The 23,812-nt window shown below is 55.3% G+C and carries 11 protein-coding genes; 7 read left to right on the top strand and 4 right to left on the bottom strand.

From position 1 onward, the window contains the following. Positions 1-21: 21 nt before the first annotated feature. Genes msrB through RHM61_RS18180 form a run of 4 tightly spaced genes read left to right on the top strand, consistent with a single transcriptional unit; the run spans position 22 to position 2,150 of the window. Positions 22-417: a peptide-methionine (R)-S-oxide reductase MsrB gene (msrB, locus tag RHM61_RS18165; protein WP_322248721.1), complete on the top strand. Its 396-nt coding sequence runs from the start codon at positions 22-24 to the stop codon at positions 415-417. An 11-nt stretch (positions 418-428) separates the two neighbouring features. Continuing rightward, on the top strand, positions 429-1,049 hold the full coding sequence (locus RHM61_RS18170; protein WP_322248722.1) for a septation protein A: 621 nt from the start codon (positions 429-431) through the stop codon (positions 1,047-1,049). Then, a complete protein-coding gene (locus RHM61_RS18175) occupies positions 1,049-1,321 on the top strand; it encodes a BolA family protein (protein ID WP_322248723.1) in 273 nt (90 codons plus the stop codon). Before RHM61_RS18170 ends, RHM61_RS18175 begins: the two co-directional genes overlap by 1 nt. Before the next feature lie 55 nt (positions 1,322-1,376). Further along, positions 1,377-2,150, top strand: a complete 774-nt coding sequence (locus RHM61_RS18180) for a peptidylprolyl isomerase (protein ID WP_322248724.1) — start codon at positions 1,377-1,379, stop codon at positions 2,148-2,150. A 67-nt stretch (positions 2,151-2,217) separates the two neighbouring features. Here RHM61_RS18180 and RHM61_RS18185 read toward each other — a convergent pair whose 3' ends face one another. Further along, complete coding sequence (locus tag RHM61_RS18185) at positions 2,218-12,249, bottom strand: hypothetical protein (RefSeq protein ID WP_322248725.1); 10,032 nt, start codon at positions 12,247-12,249, stop codon at positions 2,218-2,220. A gap of 444 nt (positions 12,250-12,693) precedes the next feature. On the opposite strand from RHM61_RS18185, the gene RHM61_RS18190 reads away from it, so the two are divergent. The 3 genes from RHM61_RS18190 to gorA all read left to right on the top strand — a co-directional run bounded on the left by RHM61_RS18190 (position 12,694) and on the right by gorA (position 15,636). Next, entirely contained in the window at positions 12,694-13,320 is a 627-nt protein-coding gene (locus RHM61_RS18190) for an efflux RND transporter periplasmic adaptor subunit (RefSeq protein ID WP_322248726.1), read from the top strand. Positions 13,321-13,363: 43 nt separating this feature from the next. Then, positions 13,364-14,197, top strand: a complete 834-nt coding sequence (locus RHM61_RS18195; RefSeq protein ID WP_322248727.1) for a siderophore-interacting protein — start codon at positions 13,364-13,366, stop codon at positions 14,195-14,197. A gap of 83 nt (positions 14,198-14,280) precedes the next feature. Next, positions 14,281-15,636 carry a glutathione-disulfide reductase gene (gene gorA / locus RHM61_RS18200; RefSeq protein WP_322248728.1) on the top strand — a complete coding sequence of 452 codons (1,356 nt, stop codon included), beginning with the start codon at positions 14,281-14,283 and terminating at the stop codon, positions 15,634-15,636. 11 nt (positions 15,637-15,647) lie between these two features. On the opposite strand, the gene RHM61_RS18205 is transcribed toward gorA, so the two are convergent. The 3 genes from RHM61_RS18205 to purL form a co-directional block, all read right to left on the bottom strand. Beyond that, positions 15,648-16,952: a Fic family protein gene (locus tag RHM61_RS18205; protein WP_322248729.1), complete on the bottom strand. Its 1,305-nt coding sequence runs from the start codon at positions 16,950-16,952 to the stop codon at positions 15,648-15,650. 529 nt (positions 16,953-17,481) lie between these two features. Then, positions 17,482-19,620 (bottom strand): hybrid sensor histidine kinase/response regulator, encoded by a 2,139-nt coding sequence (locus RHM61_RS18210; protein ID WP_322248730.1) that lies wholly within the window; start codon positions 19,618-19,620, stop codon positions 17,482-17,484. 131 nt (positions 19,621-19,751) lie between these two features. Then, positions 19,752-23,753 carry a phosphoribosylformylglycinamidine synthase gene (gene purL / locus RHM61_RS18215; protein WP_322248731.1) on the bottom strand — a complete coding sequence of 1,334 codons (4,002 nt, stop codon included), beginning with the start codon at positions 23,751-23,753 and terminating at the stop codon, positions 19,752-19,754. Between the last annotated feature and the right edge of the window lie 59 nt (positions 23,754-23,812).

Genomic DNA, 23,812 nt, shown 5'->3' on the forward strand with positions numbered 1-23,812 from the left:
CCCTCTGTGCAAAGTGACTCTATGAGCAAAATCATCAAATCCGATACCCAATGGCGTGCCGAACTCGATGCCCTGTCTTACCAGGTCACACGCCATGCAGCAACCGAACGCGCGTTTACCGGGCAATACTGGGATCACCATGAAGCCGGCATCTATACTTGCGTCTGTTGCAATACGCCCTTGTTTGCCTCCGATACCAAATTCGATTCCGGCTGCGGCTGGCCCAGCTACTTCCGCGCGCTCAACCCGGCCCATGTGCGCGAAATCAGCGACATCTCACATGGCATGACGCGCACGGAAATAGTGTGTAATATCTGCGACGCCCATCTCGGCCACGTGTTTCCTGACGGACCGCCGCCGACAGGCTTGCGCTACTGCATTAATTCCGCCTCACTGACTTTTACCACACTTGCTTAAGTTGCCTATTAATGAAATTTCTCTTCGACATCTTTCCCGTCCTGCTGTTTTTCATCACCTTCAAATGGGGTGAAAGCCAACCGGCTGCCGCCCAAGCCTATGTCGATCATTACTTATCAGGCTTGGTTTCGGGTGGCGTGAGTGAAGCGGCGATCGCCCCTATCCTGCTGGCCACCGCCATCACCCTGTTGGCGTCGATGGTACAGATCGGCTACTTATTAGTCAGTCGTAAAAAAGTCGATGCGATGCTGTGGATTTCTTTCATCATCATCATGGTGTTTGGCGGCGCGACGATTTATTTCCATAGCGAAGCCTTCATCAAATGGAAGCCCACCGTGCTGTACTGGTGTTACGCCGGTGCTTTCTTGTTGGCACAATTCGTTTTCAAAAAAAATCTCATCCGCACCGCCATGGCAGCGCAGCTCACTTTGCCTGAGCCGCTGTGGGGTCGTCTGAGCTTGGCGTGGATCGCCTATTTCGTCGCCATGGGTATACTCAATTTGTTTGTCGCCTTCAATTTCAGCACGGCAACTTGGGCGAATTTCAAATTGATTTCCATGCTGGCAATCATGCCAGCATTCATCATTGCCCAAAGCGTTTTTTTATCCAAATACATGGAGGAAAGCAAATAATGTCTCGCTTGGAAAAGCTCCGGCAACGCTTGGATTTGGCACTTGCACCGTTGCGTTGCGAACTCATTGATGACTCAGCGTCCCATGCCGGCCATGCCGGCGCGGCCAGCGGCGGTAGTCATTACAATTTGAAAATAATTTGTCATCAATTTGAAGGCTTAAACCGCATTTCTCGTCATCGTCTGGTGTATGATGCCGTTGGCGATATGATGCATACCGAAGTTCACGCATTGGCAATTGTTGCGCTGACTCCGACAGAGATGCCGACCTAAGCAGTTCACCGCTACCCATAATCCGTTTTTTTATTTTGTTATCTAGGAACAGACAATGACTTTTAAACCTGCTCATTTGTTGCTTATACTTTTCGCAACTGCCTTGCCTGCCATGGCACAAAATCTCGCTGTTGTGAACGGTAAAACCATTCCTTCGTCGCGTGTTGATGCGATGGTTAAACAGTTGGCCACACAAGGTCAACAAGATTCACCACAATTACGCGCCATGGTCAAACAAGAATTGATCACCCGTGAAGTGATGATGCAAGAAGCGGAAAAATCGGGCATAGGCTCCAACCCTGAAATCAAAAATCAGTTGGAAATCGCCCGTCAATCTTTGCTTATTCGCGGTTTAATGATGGAATACATCAAGAAAAATCCAGTTACCGATGCTGAAGTACAAGCTGAATACGACAAAGCCAAAGCACAGGCCGGCGACAAGGAATATCATGCTTACCATATTTTGGTAGACAAAGAAGAAGAAGCCAAAGCCATCATTTCCAAGCTCAAAACTGGTGCCAAATTCGAAGAATTGGCGAAACAATCGAAAGATACCGGTTCGGCCAGCAAAGGCGGCGATCTCGACTGGGCATCCCCAGCCACTTTCGTACCACCATTCTCGCAAGCAATGGTTGCTTTGCAAAAAGGTCAATTCACCGAAACACCGGTCAAGACCGAATTCGGCTACCACGTCATCAAGCTTGACGATATACGCACTGCCAAGTTCCCAAGCTTGGAAGAAGTCAAACCACGGATCATTGAAGGTTTGCAACAGCAGAAAGTACAAACTTATCAGCAAGCATTGGTAAAAAAAGCCAAGGTTCAGTAAGCCCGATTGCTGTAGGCAAGAAAAAACCGCCACGCTGACTGGTTCAGCGTGGCGGTTTTTTTAACAATCACTGATTCACTGCCCGCATTTGCGCAAGAAATTGATCGTAGTAGTGTATTTTCCAATCCTCAAAGACTAAGCCGGACAGGTCTGCACGCTCAGCGTTCGAGAGGTATTCAGGGCGATAGCCTCGAACCAACAGATCGACATCGACGCGCGCATCTAACACTGAAAAACCGCTTCGATCCTCCGTACGATACGCGTCTAACTGAGTATTCAAACGCTCATAGGCCGGAGCACGCCACTTTTTAAGCCAGGCAATGGTCTCCGGGCGCGCCATCATCCAGCTACTGTAAGCGACCGGCGTCTCAATCTGAATCTGTGCAATGGCGCGCTCAATATGCTCGGCGCTCACATACCGATTGACCATACGGGAAAAAACCATTTCCGTGAAGGGAACTTCGTTTTCCAAGCCTAAGCGCTGGCGCGTGTCGACCAAAAATTTAAGCGCAATCTCAATATCTTCCCTGAAATTCGGTTCTTCGTGCTTGATTTCCTTGATCCGCTCATCGGCTATCTTGCGCAGCAAATCCATGCGTCTGAACCGCTGCATCTGCGCTTCGAATCCGGCAAAGTCGTCGGGATACAGAGTTCCTTGCTTAATAGCAACCTGCTTTGAGCTCGCCAACACTGACACCAGCATGGCAGCAGCGCCGTCGGTACAAGTGTCGAAGTAAGCGGCCATCTCGTTGCCCAAGCGTTCCAACAACGTCCGGTCATCCATCATCATGTTGAGCAAATTGCGCACCACGCTACGCGCCTCGGGATGATTGACGATGGTGGAATTTTCACTCAGCAGTGCCAGTACTTTAGCGACATTCTCGATGTACTGCGCCTCCAAGGCTTCGACCGAGGGGCGCGGCGGGGTCGGCTGGCGCGGCGGTGTGCCACGCCGTTCGGCCGCAGCTTGCGACAACCAACGACGTTGCGCTTGGCGGTAAACGCGCATGGACTGATCGTGTTCGGCCTGCGCCGCAATCCAATCGACCTGGGCCTGCCGGCGCTGCTCGACCAAGGTTTTCCACATGTGAATATGCACATCGCCCGACTCATACCAACGCGCAATCACTACGTCCGGCTGCTGTGCCTGCGCCTCGCCCAAGTCGATTTCTGGTCCATCGAACTCCGGCCGGCTGATCATCGCCTGTAAGGCTTCGACTGTATGCCAAGGCAGTTGGTGATTGCTGATTCGCACCAGATACGCATCACTGGTGTGCGCGAGATCGAGTTCGATATCAACGAGCGGATTGTCATTCAAGTCAATCAAGGTCGTTCCATCTGGATCCGTCACTACCGGCAGCGGTGTGACGCGCACATCGAAGACAGCGATACGATTATGACTGACGATGACATGATCCATATCCGCCGGCAAATTCCGCGGAAATTCCGTCAGCAGGTTATGGTCCAAGCTCAGCTCTTGCAAGCCGGCAGGCCAAGGCCGCTGGGCATCGATGCTTGCTATCCGGTTATAACCGAGTTCCGCACTGATAAGCGCAGCCGGCAAGTCGCCAACCTGGCTCAGTCGGTTATGCTCAGCCCTGAGGTTATACAGCGAGGCCGGTAAGCGCGGCAGCACCTCCAAGCTGTTCCTATTCAGCGCAACGGCACGTAGTTCGTTTAAACCGTCAAACACGCCATCATCGAGCATGACCGGCCGGCCGCCGCGCGCGAGATTAATTAAATGCAGCGACCGCAAGTGAGGCATCCCTTGAAATGCTTGGGCCGGCAGCGCAGTGATCCGATTTCTCGTCAATGCCAAGCGCTGCAAGGACGGAAACGCCAACCCGAAACCGGCTGGCACGCTGTTCAAGCGGTTAGCGGTTAAGTCCAACACAAGCAACTCGGGCCAACTCTGCAAAGGCCCACCCATGTTGACCGGCAATCTGCGGATTTCATTGCTCCTCAACCTTGCTTCGACCAACTTGGGCGCCGTCATCTCTGGAAAACGGGTCAAGCGGTTATTCGATGCTTGCAAACGAAGTAATTGCGGTGCCGTCACCCTTTCGATACGATCGATACGATTGTGACGGACGTCTAATTCCACCAAGCTACCCCAGTCAGTAGGCAGACGCTCAATTTGGTTAAACGATAAATCAAGTTGCATCAGCAAGGGAGGTAGCACGCTAGCTTGCGGCATCATACTGAGCCGATTATGACTGAGATCCACCGCGCTCAGCTCGCGCGGCAGCCGTGGCATCGTGGTTAATCCCAGATTGCTGAGATCCAAGGGTTGGTAGTCGCTGGCTTGAAACGCGGCATACCATTGCTCGATACGACTCTGCGCCGTGAGGCGTGCCGCCAATTCGTCCGGCGTTGCCGCACTGACCCATATTGCCACCCGCCCTTGAGTCGCCTCCCGCTCAGTCACACCGCCCGGCGCTCGCCTCACGCCAAGCGAATCCGCCGACACGGCGACACTATCGGCCGCGGCGGTTCTGAACAGCGCGGCATCGGCCGGCACCGTGGCTGGCAACGCTGGCGTCGCCGCACTTGCCGCCGTGCATGCCTGCTGTACCGAACCCGGTGTCGCACCGGCACCGGTGCGACCACCTCCTGCACTGCTACCTGCACCGTTACCTGAACCGCTACCCGCACTACCGCCGGCATCGCTAGCGGGATTATTACCGGCCCGGCCGCCTTCGCTACGGCCGGCATTGTCGCCTGGCGGCAGCATACGTGGCACCCGCTCAAGCACACGCTCGAACACGCGCTCAGCCCGCAGCGTGAGTTGCAGTCGACTCAATACCGGATCATCGTCGCGCCGCGTCCATTGCAGGCGCAAGCCGGTCGGCAGCAGTAAATTAAGCAGCACATGCGTATGCGTGGTCGTCGCGGCGTGCGTGTACAGCGTCACCTCGTTTCCTGTCGTGGCGCGACTGAGCTCGTTATCGGCCAAAGCCCACTGAGCCCTAGCTAGCTGCAATGTAAGCTGCTGCCCGGCCGTCATAGTACGCAGGTCGAGGACAATCAGCGGTTGCCGACCAGACTGCTCGCGCAACGCCTCGACCGCACTCGCTTCTACCGTCAACGCGCTGCCTTCCCCCATACGCAGCCAAGCCACGGCAACCCCGGCCAACACCGGATAATCCAAAGTCTGACCAGCGCTCAGCAAGGCGGTCTGCAGCATCCCCCCCTCAACCCGCAAACCCGGCACCTGACCGATACACCTCACCATACCTAGCGTATCGAGCACCAATAGTTGGCTGCTGAGGCGGTTATGAAACAAGTCACCCTTGTGACTGCTTCCCAAGTGCTGCGCATACGGCAGCCGACGCGCCCATTGCGCCACTGGCGTGGGTTGATTGACCCTTCGTAATTGGCCCACCAACTCGCGCGGCGTGCTACAGGCGATCCCATTGAGCGTCAAACGCGCACCGGGCGGCCAAATGATCTCCACTTGCGCCCCCTCTGAATGAGTCAGCGTTAAGTTCTGTCCCTGTCGTTGTGCTTGGTACGAGCTTAATTCCGTCAATTCCAGTTGGCCATTCGATTGCGGCGCTAAAGGCAAACGCAATTCGCCACGGAAACGCCGCACTGCCAACTGCTGCCAGCCAGACATTATCTGTACCGTCCCGTTGGCAAAACTGTCCGCATCCAGTTGCAGGTAATCGCCGCCACCGCTATGCGGCTGGTACACCATAGTTTGACCATGTAGGCGCGGCGTCGCATAGCCCTGCATCAGCGTGACCATCAGCGCTGCGCGACTGAGGTAAGCGCGATCGCCGCGTACCGGATCTTCCAGAATCGGCTCGCCATTGCTGGTGCGGCCCACCTGACGCAGTGGCCGCACACCGAACGGCAGGATACTGTAGATCACCTGCCCGGCCCACACATAGCTCAGGCATTGCGCGTCAACGCCCGGTTCATGCAACACACTCACTTCGCCAACGCTGCCATCGTGCAGTACCGGTTCCAAGCGCCGGCCACTCTGGGTATCGACCAAGCCCTCGGCACACAGTTCCACCTGACTCAGACCCAGGCGACTCAGCACGCCCGCTGCCGGTATCTGCCAGCCCTTTACCGTCGCCGCAGGCTGTACCGGCGCGCCCTGCTGCAGCAATGCTGCCATCGCTCCAGGCTGGAGCCAGGTATAACCGCTGACTTCGAGCTGCTGATCGGCGCGTCGCCACAGGGCTTGCTCACCTACCACGCCCATATACTCGAGAGTGAAGAAGCGCGCCGGATCGGCCGGCACCAAAAACTGATTCGCGCGGTTTTGGACCAAACACCGTTGCGGTAATTCGCTGACACAAAATTGAAACAGAGGACTATCGAGCAAACTGCGCGGGTGAGCCCCGACCGTGCTCATAAGGTCTTTGAATCGATCCGCACTCTCAATTTTGACACGCTGGTAAAGCATTCCCTGCTCAGCCATTTGGTAGAAATGGCGTTCGGGGCGACCGCCACCATCAGACCGCGCTTTGATCAGGGTCGGGTGCTTGCTCAGATGCGTGTAATCGGCAATCATCGGCATCAAGCCCTCAACCCGCAAAAACCCATAGCTTAGATAGTCACTGCTGCTAATCCCATAGGCAGCCAAGACCTCTAGCAAGCTAGGCGTGCGCGGCGCATCGTACAATGAACTTTTCAGTGCTGTCGGCAACTGGGCGTGATACCACGGCGGCAAATCGATGGCTTCGTAGTAAGCGGCACCAATATGTTGCTGCGCTCTGCTTGGCCCGGCCCGTTCTTGTAAAGCCGCCACCTGCTGCTCCACCGCCTGCAAAACTTGCAGACTCAAATAGGCATGCAGTTGTCGGCGTTCGGCCACAGTGACGGCGCGCCCTTGCTCGGCGCTGACGGCATAGAAGTCCAACAACTCTCCCGTCAGGCTGCGCAATTGCCAATAGCCGTCTGTTACCAATGAGAGTACGCTGTATGCGCTCTGCCACAGCGCACCGCGCTCGTGATGAAAGGCCCAGCGCCCGTCCTGCAAGCCGAGTTCTCTGATAAAACCGGCCGGCAGCAGGGTTTGCAGCGGCAGAACAGTGCGGGGGTCCAAGCTCAGTGCCGTGTCATTACGGCTGATGAGGGGACTGCTGACTTCCCAACGCAGTAAACTGTCCGCTTGCCCGGCATGGCTGAAAAATTCATATTGCCGGTCGCGTCCTAACGGCACCAGTGCACGACTGAATTGATCGGGTACCAAGCTCAATTGATCTTGTTTGCGGTCGAAAAATCCAAGTCGCTCACCCCAGCGTACCAGCACCCGATCGGCTAAGCGCAGGTAGCGGTGTTCGGCTGCCAGCGCGTTGAGTTGCTCGTCGCTGGGCCGACTGCTGAGGGGGAAAACTACGCTCGTGACGACCGGATAGAATTGCTGCTCTTGGATTTCGATTTGCAGCGTCACGCGCGTCGCGGTCGCTGCCACGGTACGTTCCAGACTGCGCTGGCCGCTCATGACGAAGGCGCTCAACACGGCTTGCGCTTGTTCGATACGCTGCTGTGCGCGATCTAATTCGCTGGCACGGAGGGTCTGATTGCTACCCTGTAAATCGTAAGCGCGCAGCAGCGCGTAGCTAGGGTAGTAAGCTTTGGCGGCACGTACTGCTTGCTGGAAGTTGACCGCGCCTTCCAATGAGGGTGTGCTGCCGCTGGCGAAGGCACCGGCTGGTGCAAGCTGAGATTGGTGCTTACCGATATCTTGCCCGACTTGTGTGCGCAAGGCCGGTATCACCTGGTTCAACAGTGCGTCATAATCGAGGGCCAGCGCACGCACGCTTTGGAAATCGGCGAATTGCTGCTGACTGAGCGCGCGCAGTTCGCCCTGCTGAGTTTGCAAAAACAGTTCGCTCTGCGTGCCATTGAGTTTGCTCACGACCGTGCCTTGCAGTGGCGGCGCATCGGCGTGCGCGTACCAGCTGTAACCGGGCGGAGGTGCCACGCGGGCCGATTCGACATGGCCGCGCTCGCCCCAAGCCTGCGGACGTCCGATCAGCCAAGTCTGCTCGCGCGCCAGCCACGCCAGTGGGTATTTCACGCCGTCGTGTACCGTATCGGCATCGAAGTCGACACTGCCTTCTTTGGCCTGAATTGGATAATCGACCCGCAACCGTTGGCTCGATAAAAACGATTTCGCCATGATGCCTAATAAGGCCAAGGCTTTTTCTATGTAGCCCTCAAAAAACTCTTCCACGACCGGTTCGTTATGCGCCCGTAAATTCGATGCCCCGCCTTGGCCGGCCATCGATTCCATGAAGCTCCAGCCGATGGACTCTTCCACGGTCTTGCCGGAAACCGGCGTGACGATATCGAGGCCCCAACTGCGCGGGTTGGCATTATTATGTTGTTTCACTTGGTCGTACAAGGCGGCCCATTTTCCAGCGCCGGGCTGAACGGAATGCTGAGGGAAGCGGCCATGGATAAAATCTGCGAAGCCTATCCCGTTGACGGTCACGCGCGCCATTTTTTCCCGCACTTCGTTCGGTAGTTGTGTGTATGCGTTGGAAAATGCCTCTTCGTTTTGGCTACGGGTCGGTGTCACATTCTCGAGCCGAACACAGATTTTTTTCGGGTTGCGTGGGTCGCGCACAAATTCCAAGGTCTCGCGCCCATCGCCGAGCACCTTGGTATTCGGTGTCAACGCCAGTAAAAAGCCGGCCCCATGGCGGCTGTCGAGCAGCCATTCTTTGGCTTGCGCATTCAAGCCGGCAAAGACGTAATGCGCTTTATTACTGGCTTGGTTACTGAGTTCGACGCTTAAACATTGGCGCTGTTGTTGTTCTTGCGGGGCCTTGAAAACCACACTGGTGGCACTGCTGCGCGCAAACTCCAGTCTCAGTTGGTCGGGTTGGCCGAAGAAAGTAAATTCCTCCAACAATTGCGCATCGCCGGCGCGCACCGGAAACAGCGCGGCGTAGCGGCTGCGCTCCCAACTTTGTAGTTGCGCATCGTTGCGGTGAGTAAAGCCGACGGCGGCCGATTTTTTCCACTGCATTTCCAGCGGCGGAACCAGTGACAAGTCGACTATGAGCGGGTGGTTGGCATCGATGCTCAGGGTAGTCGACTGTGCAACGTCGCCGGTGTAGTAGACCAAGGGGCGCGCCTGATTCGGCCGTAACGGCTCCCCGCTCATCCTATGACCGACGTCGCGAAACGGCGGTGGCGGCGGTGTGGCGTAGCTGCCGGCCGCCCAATGGATGACCGATGGCAAGGCGGCCCAAGCATCTTGGGAACCGCCCTCATAGACGTCGACACGGTTGCGGGTGTAGCTGATCTGATCGTCGGTAATACGGCAATGCTTGAGCGGATAGAGGTTCGAGCCGCGCAGCACGGTAGCGTTGCCAGGCGCGGAACTGTCTTCGCGCCGGATCAAGGGGTGAGAATAGGCATCCCAACGCTGTTGCAGTGCGCCGATCGATGTCACGGCCTTATCGCCGAGTTGCAGATGTTCGCCGAATTTTTGTGGCAGGTAGCACAGCGCTTGGGCGATGATGGCGGCCGGCAGCAAGGGCGGGCAAATCATACTGGCGACGCTCAAGCCCATGGCCAGCGTATTGGCGCTCAACTGCATGATGTCGACGGTCCACTCGGATTGGCTTTGATGCATGGTCATCAGGCGTTCAAAGATTTTGCCATTCTCATACAGACCCAACACCAGATCGGTGCCACCTAAGGCGTGATCAAGCCGCGAGGAGACCGCTTTGTAACGCAGTAAATCGCTGGCTTGCGCTTCTCCGATCAAGAATTTGTTAATCAAATGCTGGTACTCCCACAGGCCACTCATTTGCCCTAACAAAGGACCGATATCGCCGTGGCCGGCGCTGTCGAACAGGAATTGTGGCCCGAGTGCTGAGTTGTCGAGCAGGCCTTTGAGATTGAGGGCTTGCTGGCCGACCCGGGCGCTACTGGCGAGCGAGCCGCGCAGTCGCGCGCCCAAGCCTTGCTGGCGATAGGTCTCGGACGATACCAGTTGCGCGAGTTGTTTGGGGTCGAGAATTTTTACCAGCGGCGCGCCATTGTTTTGCAAGAACCGCAGTTCGAACTGACCCTGCTCGAGCGCGGTGACGTGATCGAGTCGGGCGTTTTGTTGTTCGGCGGAGAGCAAGAGCTTGGCGGCTTCTTGCATTACAGGCCAGGGATTTTGTTCCACCGGCGTAATCTGTGCGCCCTGCTTGCTCAGCGCTGCCAAGGCATCCGATAATTGCTGGCGCTGCGACTGGCTCTTGCTGGTATCCGACTGATCCGCCAGATTCATCACACAAGCCTTATTGCCTGCTGCGCGCGCGCCCTCTGCAGTGGGCCAAACACTGGCCAGACCCGCCGCCACGCCGAGACTTGCGACCCCGCTCGCCGAACCACCAACCGCACGCGCCGCCACCGCAGCCAGCATGGCTACGGCCGTCGTGACAGTGGCCGCGGAGATCGACTGTCCGGCAGAGTCGAAATCAGCTAGCGGTGCCGGATCGCGCACCAGCGGTGCGACACCATCGATCTCAGCCCACGCCGACCAACTGCGCGACAAGGAAGGCACGCCTTGGGCCATCAGATCCTTGGGTACGATGACCTGCTGTGAGTGCGTCGTCCTTTCGGCCTCATGCATGTAACGCGCCAAGGCTTCGGCCATGTGCCCAGCCTGCTGCGCTTGTTGCGCAGTAAATCCCGTGGCGTTATAGCGCTGCAACCATGCTTGCATCAGTCGGTGAATCAGGCTCGCTTCACTTTCGCTCGGCGTATGAGGATGATGAACGGCGTACCACTGCGCTTCGACGACCTGCTGGTCTGCCTGCCACGCCAGTTGCGACTGCTCGGCAGCCTGCCAGCGCCGCTGATATCCGGCGATGTCCTGCGACAAGGCCAGCAGCGACACCAGATTGCATACACGAGCGTTGTGCTCCAAGCGACGAGTTTCTGCTTGCGTCTGTTGCTCTGACCACAGCGCCAGCGTATCACTGAGCAAGCGCGGTTCCAGACTGCTCGCCCACAGTTGACTGAGCAAAACAATCGCCGTACTGAAGGTGCCTTGCATCTCTACAAAGCGATCGGCGCGGCAGGCAATATCCTCCACCTCAGTCAGCCAAGGTGCCAACAGCGCCAAGCAGTCTTCCGATGTCAATATTCGCGTCCCCAGGGGTGCTCGGGTGCCGCCGGCCGCCGCGCGCATTGTTTGTCCTTGCAGTAAGCTCTGCTGTTCCAACAATTCCAGCAGTTCGACCGCGCTGCCAAGCAAAATCCCGTCTAACTGCACCTGTTTCTGCAGACCGGCTTGTTGCGCTGGTACCAGCAAAGCTTGCCTTGCTTGCTGCGCGTTGTCGATACGCTGCTGCAGCATATCCAACAAGCGCGCACAGGCCGATGCGGCCACAGCGACGGGCTCAGACGCTTGCTCGCCGGGCTGCTCAAACGCCTGCTCCGCCACGACAATAAACTTCTGCAGCAGTTGCCACTGTTGATTACCGCGCACATCTTCAGAAGTCGGCTGCACGAACCAATTGATCAAGCGCTCAGCCCAAGAGAAGCTTCCCTCCTCCCGCGCGGCAGAGCGCAAGCCAGGCAGCAGTTGCCTGGCCGGATGTGCCGGCGGTAAACGCGCAATTTCACGCTCAGTCAGGCTCAATTGGGCACGCAGTTCTTGATCCGCTGTCAAGCGCGGGAAGTACAAGGCTTCCGCCTGATCTTCCTGCGCAGTATCGGCGAACAGCGCAGCGGCCTGTGCCGCCAGCCTGGCGACCAATTCCCGCACCTGCGCTTCGGCCCACGCCCAGCCTGTCGAACCAGACCACGGTGGCGCGGTGCCAGTCATTTTATTCGGTGCTGTCGTCGGGTCGACCAGCTTCCTGCCGCTCTCGCAATTGGCAAATTTGACCGCTGCCAGCCCAGCTAAGTCAGCGCCATCGTCACGACGTTTACCCGACGTGACGACACCGTTCAAGGCTGCTGCAAGACTAGTCATATTACCGTGTACGGCCGGCGACAACTTGACTGACACCGAACTGCCGGCTAACAAGTTTTGGGACAGTGTCGTAGGCGCAAAGCTCAGCATCATTGGCTCATCTACCGCCGAGTGCGACGAACAGGCAATACTCAAATTTCTAGGCATAACATTTCCTCTGCGCAGGCAAAAGTAAGATTGAATAAGGAACCCGAGACCAAGCAATTTTCAGAATTTCATGGAGGCGACGTACAGCTATTTGCAAACATGGCTGACGCAGAAATACGTTGCCCTTAGCCATGCTCGAGTTCGTCGAAAAATCATATTTAATTTGGCAAATTAGAAATTTCAGTTTTCGATCATTCACTTGCGCATGGGGCAGTCGCCTAGGGAAGCGCGGCATGCTTTCCACCAAGGTGCTCTGCCGGCTCACTGAGCGTTCAGCACTGATAGCGCCAAACGCATTAATAAGCTGCAAATCGTGCGGCTTCCGCCGGACAAATCCAAATGTTACCTTTCCAGCAGCTCCATTTTGAGAGCCTCCCAATAAGCAGAGGTTATTTTGCACTCAATCAATTCACAACAATTCAAAGAAGTCGCGGAAGCACTGTCATGAAACCCATCCATACAAACGCTGCTGCCATATTCTTCGTTGCAATCACTACAGCCATCGCCCTATCGGGCTGCGGCCAGTCAAAAACTGCTTTACCGAGAAGTAAGCAGCCAATAGCAAGCGTCACAGTCGCAGCGCCCGAGAGCTCGATGGTTCAGGAAACACTGGATTACACCGGTCGAATAGAAGCGTCGCAACGAGTTGAAGTGCGCTCACGTTTGTCTGGCTACTTGCAAGCGATCAAATTTCATGATGGCCAGCAGGTCAGAGCAGGTGATGCCCTCTTTGTGATTGATCAGCGACCCTTTGCGATCGCCCGAGATCGTGCGCAGGCAATCGTGGCGCAAGCCATTGCGCGCCAAAAACTCGCGTCAACACAACTAACTCGTGTCACGCATTTACATCAATCGGGCGCATCAAGCGCAGACGAACTCGACCGCACCCGCGGTGAGTTTGAAGGCGCTCAGGCAGCGCTACTATTGAGCCAAGCCGAATTGAAAAGTGCCGAACTTGAGCTGGCGTTTGCCACTGTCAGGTCACCCATCGCGGGCACAGTGTCTGATCATCGTATCGACATTGGCAACTACGTTGTCGGCGGCGCTGGACAAGCTTGCCGGTGGCTTTGATGTCGGCAATACCGTTAGTAAATAAGTCAACAATTGTCATCCTATGGTAGTCACAAAATTAAATCTCAACATGCACACGAGCACAAAAAAACCACCAATCAATCACATTCCCCTTGCCGCTATGGAAGCGCACAATGCCATGCTTCAAGCGGCACCGGTTCGGCCACAATCAGCAGCCATTGTGACGGCGCGCGAACAGCTCAGTGCAGCGCGGATTCGGCTCAGCTTCAGTGGTGATGATGTGGCGACCTTTATTCATAATGAGGCGACGCAAGCGCCCGGCACTTGGGTCAAGCTGTTCGTGCCGGCCGCAAATGGAGAAATTATCGGACGCGCCTACACGCTGCGTCAGTTTGATCTCAGCAAGGGAAGCTTCGAGATAGAATTTTTCACTCACCAAAACGGGCCAGCTTCATCATGGGCGCATTCTGCACAAATTGGAGATAGCATCAGCTTTGCGGGTCCGCGCGCTGGTGGGTTTTCTCTCCATCCAGCATCGGCCTGGCTTGCCCTGATTGGCGATGAGACTGGCTGGTCTGCGATACAGGCTATCTTGACTACTCTCCCTACCGATTTACCAGCAATCATCCTGATTGAAGTCGAGCATCCCGATCAACATCCGCCTTTTCTTGTCGGCCCCAATATGCAACTACACTATATCAAGCGCACTCATCAGCAATTGGGAGCAGATCAGGCACTCGTCAGCTCACTCGATGAGTTGGAAATACCCTCAGGCTCAGGCCAAGCATGGGTGGCCGGAGAGTCGAGCAGCGTCATGGCGATACGTAAGTTTCTACAAGAAAAATGGAAATTAGACAAAACAGACCTCCACACGAAAGGCTATTGGAAACAGGGCGAATCACATTTTCGCTCCTAGGAAAATACCAGTTGACATGGAACGGTGGCATACTTGCTGCGCTTACTAGCAGCCCAACTTGCCTATATTGTTAAAGGAATGGCGTGAATACAGAAATGTTTGATTTATTAGTCATCGGTGCCGGCAGTGGTGGGGTACGCGCTGCGCGTATGGCCGCACAAAAAGGTGCACGCGTGGGTATCATTGAAGGGGGCGATTTAGGCGGCACTTGCGTCAATGTCGGCTGTATTCCCAAAAAACTCTATAGCTATGCCGCGCATTATGCCGAGTCTTTCAACGAAGCTGCCGGTTATGGCTGGTCGATTACAGAAAAACCCAAGCTGAACTGGGAACTGCTGAAAGCCAACCGACGCACAGAAATTTCTCGCCTCAATGCCGTCTATGCCAATCTGCTGAGCAATGCCGGGGTAGTAATGATCAGCGGCTGGGCCAAGATAATTAATCGCAATACGGTACAAGTCGACGGCCTTGCGTATCATGCCAAGACCATATTGATCGCCACTGGTGGCACCCCGACGGTACCGCACATTGCCGGAGCGGAGCACGCCATCACCTCCAACGACATCTTCGATCTTGCGGTATTTCCCAAACGATTATTAGTCGTCGGCGGTGGATATATCGCCTGCGAATTTGCCTCCATATTTAACGGGCTCGGTGCGCAAGTTACACAACTGTATCGTGGAGAACAAATATTACGCGGCTTTGACGATGATGTGCGTCAGTTTCTTGCGGCAGAAATGCGTCAAGCCGGCGTCGATTTACGCCTCAATACCGATGTCGCTACAATCATCAATTCGGAAGACGGCCTCACCGTCAGCTTAAACAATGGCCAGACCATACAAGTCGACACCATCTTGTATGCCATCGGCCGCGTTCCCAATATTCAAGGTTTGGGGCTACCAGAGAACGGTATTGAACAAAGCGCCGATGGGGCAATTAAAGTAAACGAGCAATATCAAACATCGGTTCCCGGCATTTATGCCTTGGGCGACGTGACGGCCAGAATTCAACTCACCCCGGTGGCATTAGGCGAAGCCATGGCGCTGGTAGATCATCTGTTCGGCGCACAAAAAATGCAAATGGATTACGCTTTTATCCCGACTGCTGTGTTCACGCATCCCAACCTTGCCACGGTCGGCTATAGCGAAGCGGAGGCACGAAATAAATTCAAAAAAATACGCGTGTATCGCAGCGAATTCAAAGCGCTTAAACATACATTAAGCGGCAGCACCGAACGGACTATGATGAAACTCATCGTCGATGACCTGACTGATCGCGTGGTGGGCATGCATATGGTAGGGGCCGATGCCGGCGAAATCATACAAGGATTTGCCGTGGCCATGAAAGCCGGTGCGACCAAAGCTATCTTTGACAGCACGATAGGCATTCATCCTACGGCAGCGGAAGAGTTTGTGACGATGCGAACTGCTCTGCCTTGAACCCGCAGCCATCAATGCCCACGCCGCAGCTTCCAGGCTTGATACTCGGTCGCGCGCACACCATAGCGCGCCAGTACACCCTCATGTAGCCGCTTCAGCTCGTCGATGACCAATGCCAAGACGTCTGCCTGCTGCTGCGCCGGAACCCGCTCTGCCACGTAGGCTTGAATGCTTGAGATCGGGTCTAGTTCAGGATGCATGATGAGCTCACGGATCGTTTGTTTGATGAAATCCCGCCAAGCCAAGCGCAGTGGATCGGGCTCCGCAAGATTTTGTTTAATAACCAGATACTCCTGCGTCGAACGTTCGTAAGCCCAAACGTACAAGTCACGCAACAGTTCCACGCGGGTCATCTCGTATACGCCCAGGGTGGCACGGCTGTAGGCCTGCTCCGGTACATCCAGGAAAGTCAGAGGGCACAGGTTGGCGCGAAACAGGGGCAAATTCGCCGCTAGTCGCGAGCTGCGCTTATTCATATCAGCAAAGGGCTGCAGATAAGGCAGGTGCACCATCATGAAGAAGGACTGCTCGAACGGGTCACGAATTTGGTTGGCCTTGCCCAGCAGCGCGTCCAACGCTTGGTCGATTTGCTGTGGCGTAGAAAGAGGCCGATAGACACTTTTTCCTATATCGACCGCATGCTGCCGAATCCGCCCCTCATCAGCCGGGTTGGGCAGCAAGTTTTCCGCCAAGGCGCTGTGCAGATTCATCAAGGTGTAGCGGTTGAACTCTGCGCTGGCGATGTTTTCTACCAGCAGCTCGATCGCCGTCTTATGGTTGAGAATCATTTGCGTTTCCAGCGCGGCTTTACCCTGTGCCACCTTGCCGTGTTCGATCAGTTCACGCGTGTCCAAACGTGAGTAGGTGTTACCTTCCAGATGGCTTGACGCCCAAGATAAATCGATCAGCAAGCGGTTCAAAATGGCGCGACTATACGTACCGGCCGGCTCATCCACTGCAGCGGTTCGGCCCATCTTGTGCAATTGCCGGCGCAGCGACTCAGACAAGTAGAAGGTCTGGTTGGGACGATATGCCTCCAGAAAATCGTGCTGGTAGCCGACCGGCTGGCGCGCTTGCGTAGGCTGGTCGACATAGGCCAGAACATCCTCACTGTCAGCCGACCTGCGAATAAAATTGGGGAAAATATCGCTGGCAGCAGCCACAATGAAGCTGTCAGCTTGGCCACTCACTGCGAAGTAGCGGCGTGCTCTACCCTCCCCTATCGCCGCAGCTTGGCCATTCTCAATCAGCTTCGCAATCAGGCGCTGTGCCGTACGTCTGGCCATATAGGGGTGCTCGGTCAGCAGTTCAGCCAAGCTCAATCCAGCCACGGATAGGCGAATACTATTGAATAAGTCAGTCGTCGATGACATGATCGATATGGCGCAGTTTGAGAGGGTTGTGGCGCGATTATGGCGCAGTTTATGGAACTGCGCCACATTTCCGTAAAAAATTGGCGCAGTTTAGCTTTATGTCACCCAGTAGCAGCCCTAAGCGCGCCCTTCCCGATTGATCAAAGCACTCTGCACCGAGGTCGCAGAAGCCATGCTCGCTTGGCCGAGCAACAGTGCATTTGAATTGTTTCTGGCATCATTCCCGCATGCTTTTGACGGGAACCCAGCGTCGTTTTCAGCACTGAAAACACGATCATATCTGGCATTTTCAGTTAAGCACGAACACCGCTGGGTTCCTGCCGAAAGCGTGCAGGAATGACCTTACTGGCGATTGGGGTAATGATAGCCTTTTGCGACAGCCTTTGAAGGCCGGGGTTTCAAACCCTAGTCAGATTTTTGATGATGCGCCACGGTAGGCATGAGCGACGCCCTCAACGAGGGGAAATCCAGCCTACAAACCTCTGACCAACTGCCGCTTAAGCACTGCCGCGAGGCCGCCTTTGTTAAATGGCTTAGTCAGAAAATCATCCATACCGGCATCGAAGCAGGCATCTTTATCCGACTGCATGGCATTGGCGGTCAAGGCGATGATGGGGGTCGTGGCATTCGGTCCGCCGCCAACGCGGATGGCGCGGGTGGCATCGAATCCATTCATGACCGGCATTTGCACATCCATCAAGATGACTTGGTATTTGCGCTTTTGAGCCGCGTCGACTGCTTCGGCACCGTCTTTGGCCAACTCCACTTCGAAGCCTTGTTGCGTCAACAGCGCCAAGGCCAATTTTTGGTTGATGACATGATCTTCGACTAATAAGATCTGGTCCTTTTGCGCTGCCACGCGCGGTGCCGGCAGTGCTTCTGCCGTCGGCTGCGAATCGCTGACAAGTACCGGTAAGGGCATCACCTTGGCGATGCTGGCATCCTTAGCGGCGACTTTGAGCGGCAATTCAAACCAAAACAAACTGCCCTGGCCAGACTGGCTGTACACGCCTATCTTGCCATGCATGCCTTCGACTAATTTTTTGCAGATAACCAGACCCAAACCGGTGCCGCCGAATTGACGTGAGGTGGAGGCATCGACTTGAGTAAATTGGGTAAATAATTTTTGCTGAGCTTCTGCGGCGATGCCTATGCCGGAATCTCTAACTTCGAAGCGCAAGCCCTGGTCGGTTTTTACGATCGCCAAACTCACCCCACCTCGGCTGGTGAATTTGACGGCATTACCAAGTAAATTGAACAGCACCTGACGGATACGCAAGCTATCGCCAATATAATCGCCATGGGCAGCTTCACTCACAGAAATTTTCAGGCTGATGCCCTTGTCATCGGCATTCATTTTCAAATTCGAGCTTACCGAATTGAGCAAGATTCCCAAAGAAAACGCGTGCGCCTCGAATTCCATGTGGCCAGCCTCAATTTTTGACAAATCGAGAATATCATTGATCAAGACCAGTAAGGCTTCACCGGAGTGCGCGATATTGCGCGCATAGCCTTTTTGCTCGGGGTTGAGGCCACTCTCCAACAACAAGCCTGTCATGCCGAGTACGCCATTCATCGGCGTCCGTATCTCGTGCGACATATTAGCGAGGAACAGACTTTTCGCCGCACTTGCGCTTTGCGCCAGAATTTTTTCCACTTCCAAATCGCTGCGTAAACGGTCGGCTGCCGCCTGAGAGCGCAGCAGCAGATAAAATAAGAAAATCGCCATGATGCTGATCAGCGTGGCGGCAGCCAAAATAATTCGTTTATTAGCATCAATCGGTGCTGATAACTCGGACACCGCGACGCCAACGACGTAATTGAGCCCGTACTCGGGGTCGCGGTAATAACCATAAATCCGCTCGATGCCGTCGGTTTGCGAGATTTGCCGAAAATTACCCGAATCCGGCAACTTCAAATCCAAATACGGGGTCGCTTTGAGCACCGTTCCCAGCACCGATTCCTTGGCTGGGAATCGGGACATGATTTCTCCGCTGTCACGCACCAAAGAAACCACATCGTTATCATGCACACTCAAAATTCTGGAAAAGTTGGCGATCAAATCCGGGCTGATCGAGACCACCAAGACGCCGTTGAATTGACCGTCTTTGTAGATGGCTCGGGTAAACTGGATCGACCACTTGCCCGAGACCTTGCCCTTAACCGGTTTGCTGATGAACAGTTCATCACGCTGCGGTGATTGTTGATGTACTTTGAAGTGCTCGCGCGTGCTGAGATCGGTTCTGTCGGTGGCCGCGGCCAGATTGGAAAACGCCAGCAAACCTTGCTTATCGATGACGGCAACCTGAAACGTCAGGTCATGAATATTTTCCTGACTACGGCGTATCAAAAACGCAAACGACTGCCAATCACCATTCCATTGCGGCCGCACATTTAACAAAACTTCGTTAACACGTTTGATGGTCGAGCGCGTGTTTTCGGCGAAAACCCGCGCTTCGATAACGGTTTTAACATCGGCCTCATGCAGATAACTGGCGCTTGAGCGGCTGATTTCAAAGTAAGCACCGCCCCAAATAATGAGCAGACACAGTAAGGCCAACAAGGACATCTGCAATCTGAGTCGATTCGAACCGAACTGCGGAAGGGCCATGACGTATCCTTGAGGAAATTTATCTACAGTGTAGCTCGAAAGTGCAGCGCAGCAGGCTAGCCTGATCAGTTATGTAGTAAATCCTTAACAAGCTTGCGCGCTCGCAACCGCGAACGCGCACCGTCAGTGTATTAACCCACCCACTTCCGCGCATTGCGGAATACCCGCATCCACGGTGCCTCATCGGTCCAGTCATCCGGATGCCAAGAATGCACCGCCGTGCGGAATACCCGCTCGGCATGCGGCATCATCACCGTGAAGCGACCATCGAGATTGGTAACGGCGGTGATCCCTTGCGGCGAACCGTTGGGATTGTAAGGATAGGCCTCGGTTTGGGCACCATGATTATCAACGAAACGCAAGGCCACTTGCGCCTGCGTGATGTCACCAGTGGTGGAGAAATCGGCAAAACCTTCGCCATGGGCAATCGCAATCGGCGTCTCTGTACCGGCCATACCATCAAACAGTATCGAGGCCGATTCCAGCACTTTCACCATCGAGAAGCGCGCTTCGAATTGCTCCGACTTGTTACGGGTAAATTTAGGCCAAGCCTGCGCACCCGGGATGATGGATTTCAGATTACTCATCATCTGGCAACCATTACAGATACCGAGACCGAAAGTATCCGTGCGTTGGAAAAACTGGGCAAATTGTGCCGCCATCATGTCGTTGAACAGAATAGTCTTGGCCCAACCCTCGCCGGCCCCGAGCACGTCACCATAAGAGAACCCGCCGACGGCGATGAGGCCTTTGAAATCAGCCAGTTTGGCCCGCCCGGCGATAAGATCACTCATGTGCACGTCAACCGCTTCGAAACCGGCTTTGTGCATGACATAGGCAGTTTCAATATGCGAATTAACGCCCTGCTCGCGCAGTATGGCGATCTTCGGACGCACCCCGGTGGCGATAAATGGGGCAGCAATATCCTCGGCCATCGCAAACGTGATTTTCGGCTGCATGCCAGGATCAGTCAGATCGGTGATGCGTGCATATTCGGCATCGGCACCGGCCGGATTGTCACGCAAGCGGGCGATTTGCCAACTGGTGCTACTCCACATTTGATGCAAGCTCGAACGCGGCTGGGCAAAAATCTGTTTGGCGTCACGGGTGAATTCGATGCGATCGGCCGCTTGTGGCTTGCCGATGATATGGCTGCAGGCACCGAGATTATACGTACGCAGCACATCCATGACGACCGAACGCTGATCGGTACGCACCTGTATCACGGCACCCAACTCTTCCGAGAACAAGGCGCGCAAGGTTTGCTCATTGCGTCGCTCGGCGACCTGACCGGCCCAATTTTTCGCGTCACCCTGATCGGCACCATGACCGCTGTCCATGGTCAGAATATCGAGATTGACGGCCAAACCGGCACGGCCGGCAAATGCCATTTCGCACAGAGTGGCAAACAAACCGCCGTCGGAACGATCATGATAGGCCAGCAATTGGCCTTCACGATTGAGCTGCTGAATCGCCGCGAAGAAAGCTTTTAAATCGCTGGCACTGTCGACATCGGGGGCGATATCGCCGAGGGTTTGCATGACTTGGGCAAAACACGACGCGCCGAGGCGATTGCGGCCGCGGCCGAGATCGATCAGAATCAAGCTGGTGTCGCCCTGATCCATGCGCAATTGCGGCGTCAGGGTCTTGCGTACATCATAGACCGGGGCAAAGCCGGAAATAATCAGCGACACCGGCGAGGTCACCGATTTGCTGTCGGCGCCGTCGTTCCAAGTGGTACGCATGGATAAAGAATCTTTACCGACCGGAATGCTGATGCCGAGCTCAGGACACAATTCCATGCCGATCGCTTTGACGGTATCAAACAAGGAGGCGTCCTGCCCCGGTTGACCACAAGCGGCCATCCAGTTGGCCGACAATTTGATATCGGAAATATCGGCAATCGCTGCCGCAGCGATGTTGGTGATGGCTTCGCCAACCGCCATGCGACCGGAGGCCGGCGCATCGATCACCGCCAACGGAGTGCGCTCACCCATAGACATGGCTTCACCGAGGAAGCCTTCGAAACTCATCGTCGTCACCGCACAATCGGCCACCGGCACTTGCCATGGGCCGACCATTTGATCGCGCACCGAAGTCGCGCCGACGGTACGGTCACCGATGGTGATCAGGAATGATTTATCACCCACCGTCGGCAAGCTCAAAATTCTGCGTGCCGCTTCTTCGAGTGCAATACCGGTCAAATCGAGCGGCTTGAAGCTGTGTTTGACATGCTCCACCGTGCGATGCATTTTCGGCGGCTTACCGAGCAACACATTCATCGCCATATCGACTGGAGCGGTATTGTTTTCCGGATCGATGAGCTTGAGTTGACGTTCTTCGGTGGCGCTGCCGACCACCGCATACGGGCAGCGTTCGCGCTCGCAGAAGCTGGCAAACAAGGCCAGGCTGTCAGGCAAAATTGCCATCACATAACGCTCTTGCGATTCATTGCTCCAGATTTCTTTCGGCGCCATGCCGCTTTCTTCGAGGTGAATCTTGCGCAGATCGAAAATCGCACCGCGCTTGGCATCATTGGTAATTTCCGGGAAAGCATTCGACAAGCCGCCGGCACCGACGTCGTGTATCGACAATATCGGATTTTTCTCACCCAACTGCCAGCAAGAATTAATCACTTCCTGCGCGCGCCGTTCCATTTCCGGGTTACCACGCTGCACCGAATCGAAATCGAGGTCGGCGGTATTGCTACCGGTCGCCATCGATGAGGCGGCACTGCCACCCATACCGATGCGCATGCCCGGGCCACCCAACTGTATCAACAAGCTGCCGACCGGCAGATCATCTTTCTTGGTCAGACGGGCAGAAATACTGCCGATGCCGCCGGCGATCATGATCGGTTTGTGATAACCGTAAACCGTGCCGCCGACCTGCTGTTCGTAGGTACGGAAATAGCCGCCCAAATTCGGCCGACCGAATTCATTATTGAATGCAGCCGCGCCGAGCGGACCGTCTATCATGATCTGCAAGGCCGAGGCGATGCGATCGGGCTTGCCATACACGGTATCGTGGCGCTGTGCGCTCTCGCTGTCGCTGGCGTTTTCCCATGGCTGTTCGGCCCCGGGAATGCGTAAATTAGAAACGGTAAAGCCGCACAGACCGGCTTTCGGTTTGGCACCGCGACCGGTGGCGCCTTCGTCGCGAATTTCACCGCCGGCGCCGGTTGAGGCCCCGGCAAACGGCGAGATCGCGGTCGGATGATTATGCGTCTCAACCTTCATGAGAATATGCGTCAACTCTTCCGTCGCGCGATATACATGACCATCCTCACTGCCAGATGGGAAGAAGCGCATGACGCTGGCCCCTTCGATCACCGAGGAATTGTCGCTGTAAGCGACCACCGTACCTTGTGGGTGCAATTCATGGGTATTTTTAATCATCTGGAACAAAGATTTATCTTGTTCCACGCCGTCGATGGTCCAATCGGCATTGAAAATCTTGTGCCGGCAGTGTTCGCTGTTGGCTTGTGCGAACATCATCAATTCAACGTCAGAGGGATTGCGTGCCGCCGCCGTGAAGGCCGTGATCAGGTAATCGATTTCATCGTCCGACAAGGCCAGACCGAGCGCCAGATTGGCCGCTTCGAGGGCTGCTTTGCCACCGCTCAGAATATCGATGTGCGCCAAGGCTTTGGCAGTCAGTTCACTGAACAAACCCTGTGCCTGCTGCACGTCATCGAGCACCATTTCGGTCATACGATCATGCAGCAGCGCGGCGACGGCGGCACGCGCTGGCGCGTCGAGTTCGCGACTACCGCCCAGCAATTTACTCTTCAGTTGAACCACATAGATGATGCCGCGTTCGATGCGACGAATCTGTTGCATGCCACAGTTATGCGCGATATCGGTGGCCTTACTGGCCCACGGTGAAATCGTGCCGAGGCGCGGAATAACGACAAACGTCGCACCGCTTTCTTGGCCGACAAAAGCCGCGCCATACACCAGCAAGGCTTGCAGCCGGGCGGTCTGGTCGACATCGAGCGCAACGCTGCTGTCGATGAAATGCTGATATCGGGCGGTCACGCCGACGATATGGGCATCGACTTGCTGCAGACGAGTGAGTAAATTGGAGGTACGAAAAGCAGACAAGGCGTTAGAGCCTGGCAATATCAACATGGCGAGAGAGAATTTGAGGCGATAGCTACAGGCAAAACACTTGCAGCTAATGCAGGTTG

This window comes from Undibacterium sp. CCC3.4 (assembly GCF_034347425.1).
Taxonomy (GTDB): domain Bacteria; phylum Pseudomonadota; class Gammaproteobacteria; order Burkholderiales; family Burkholderiaceae_D; genus Undibacterium.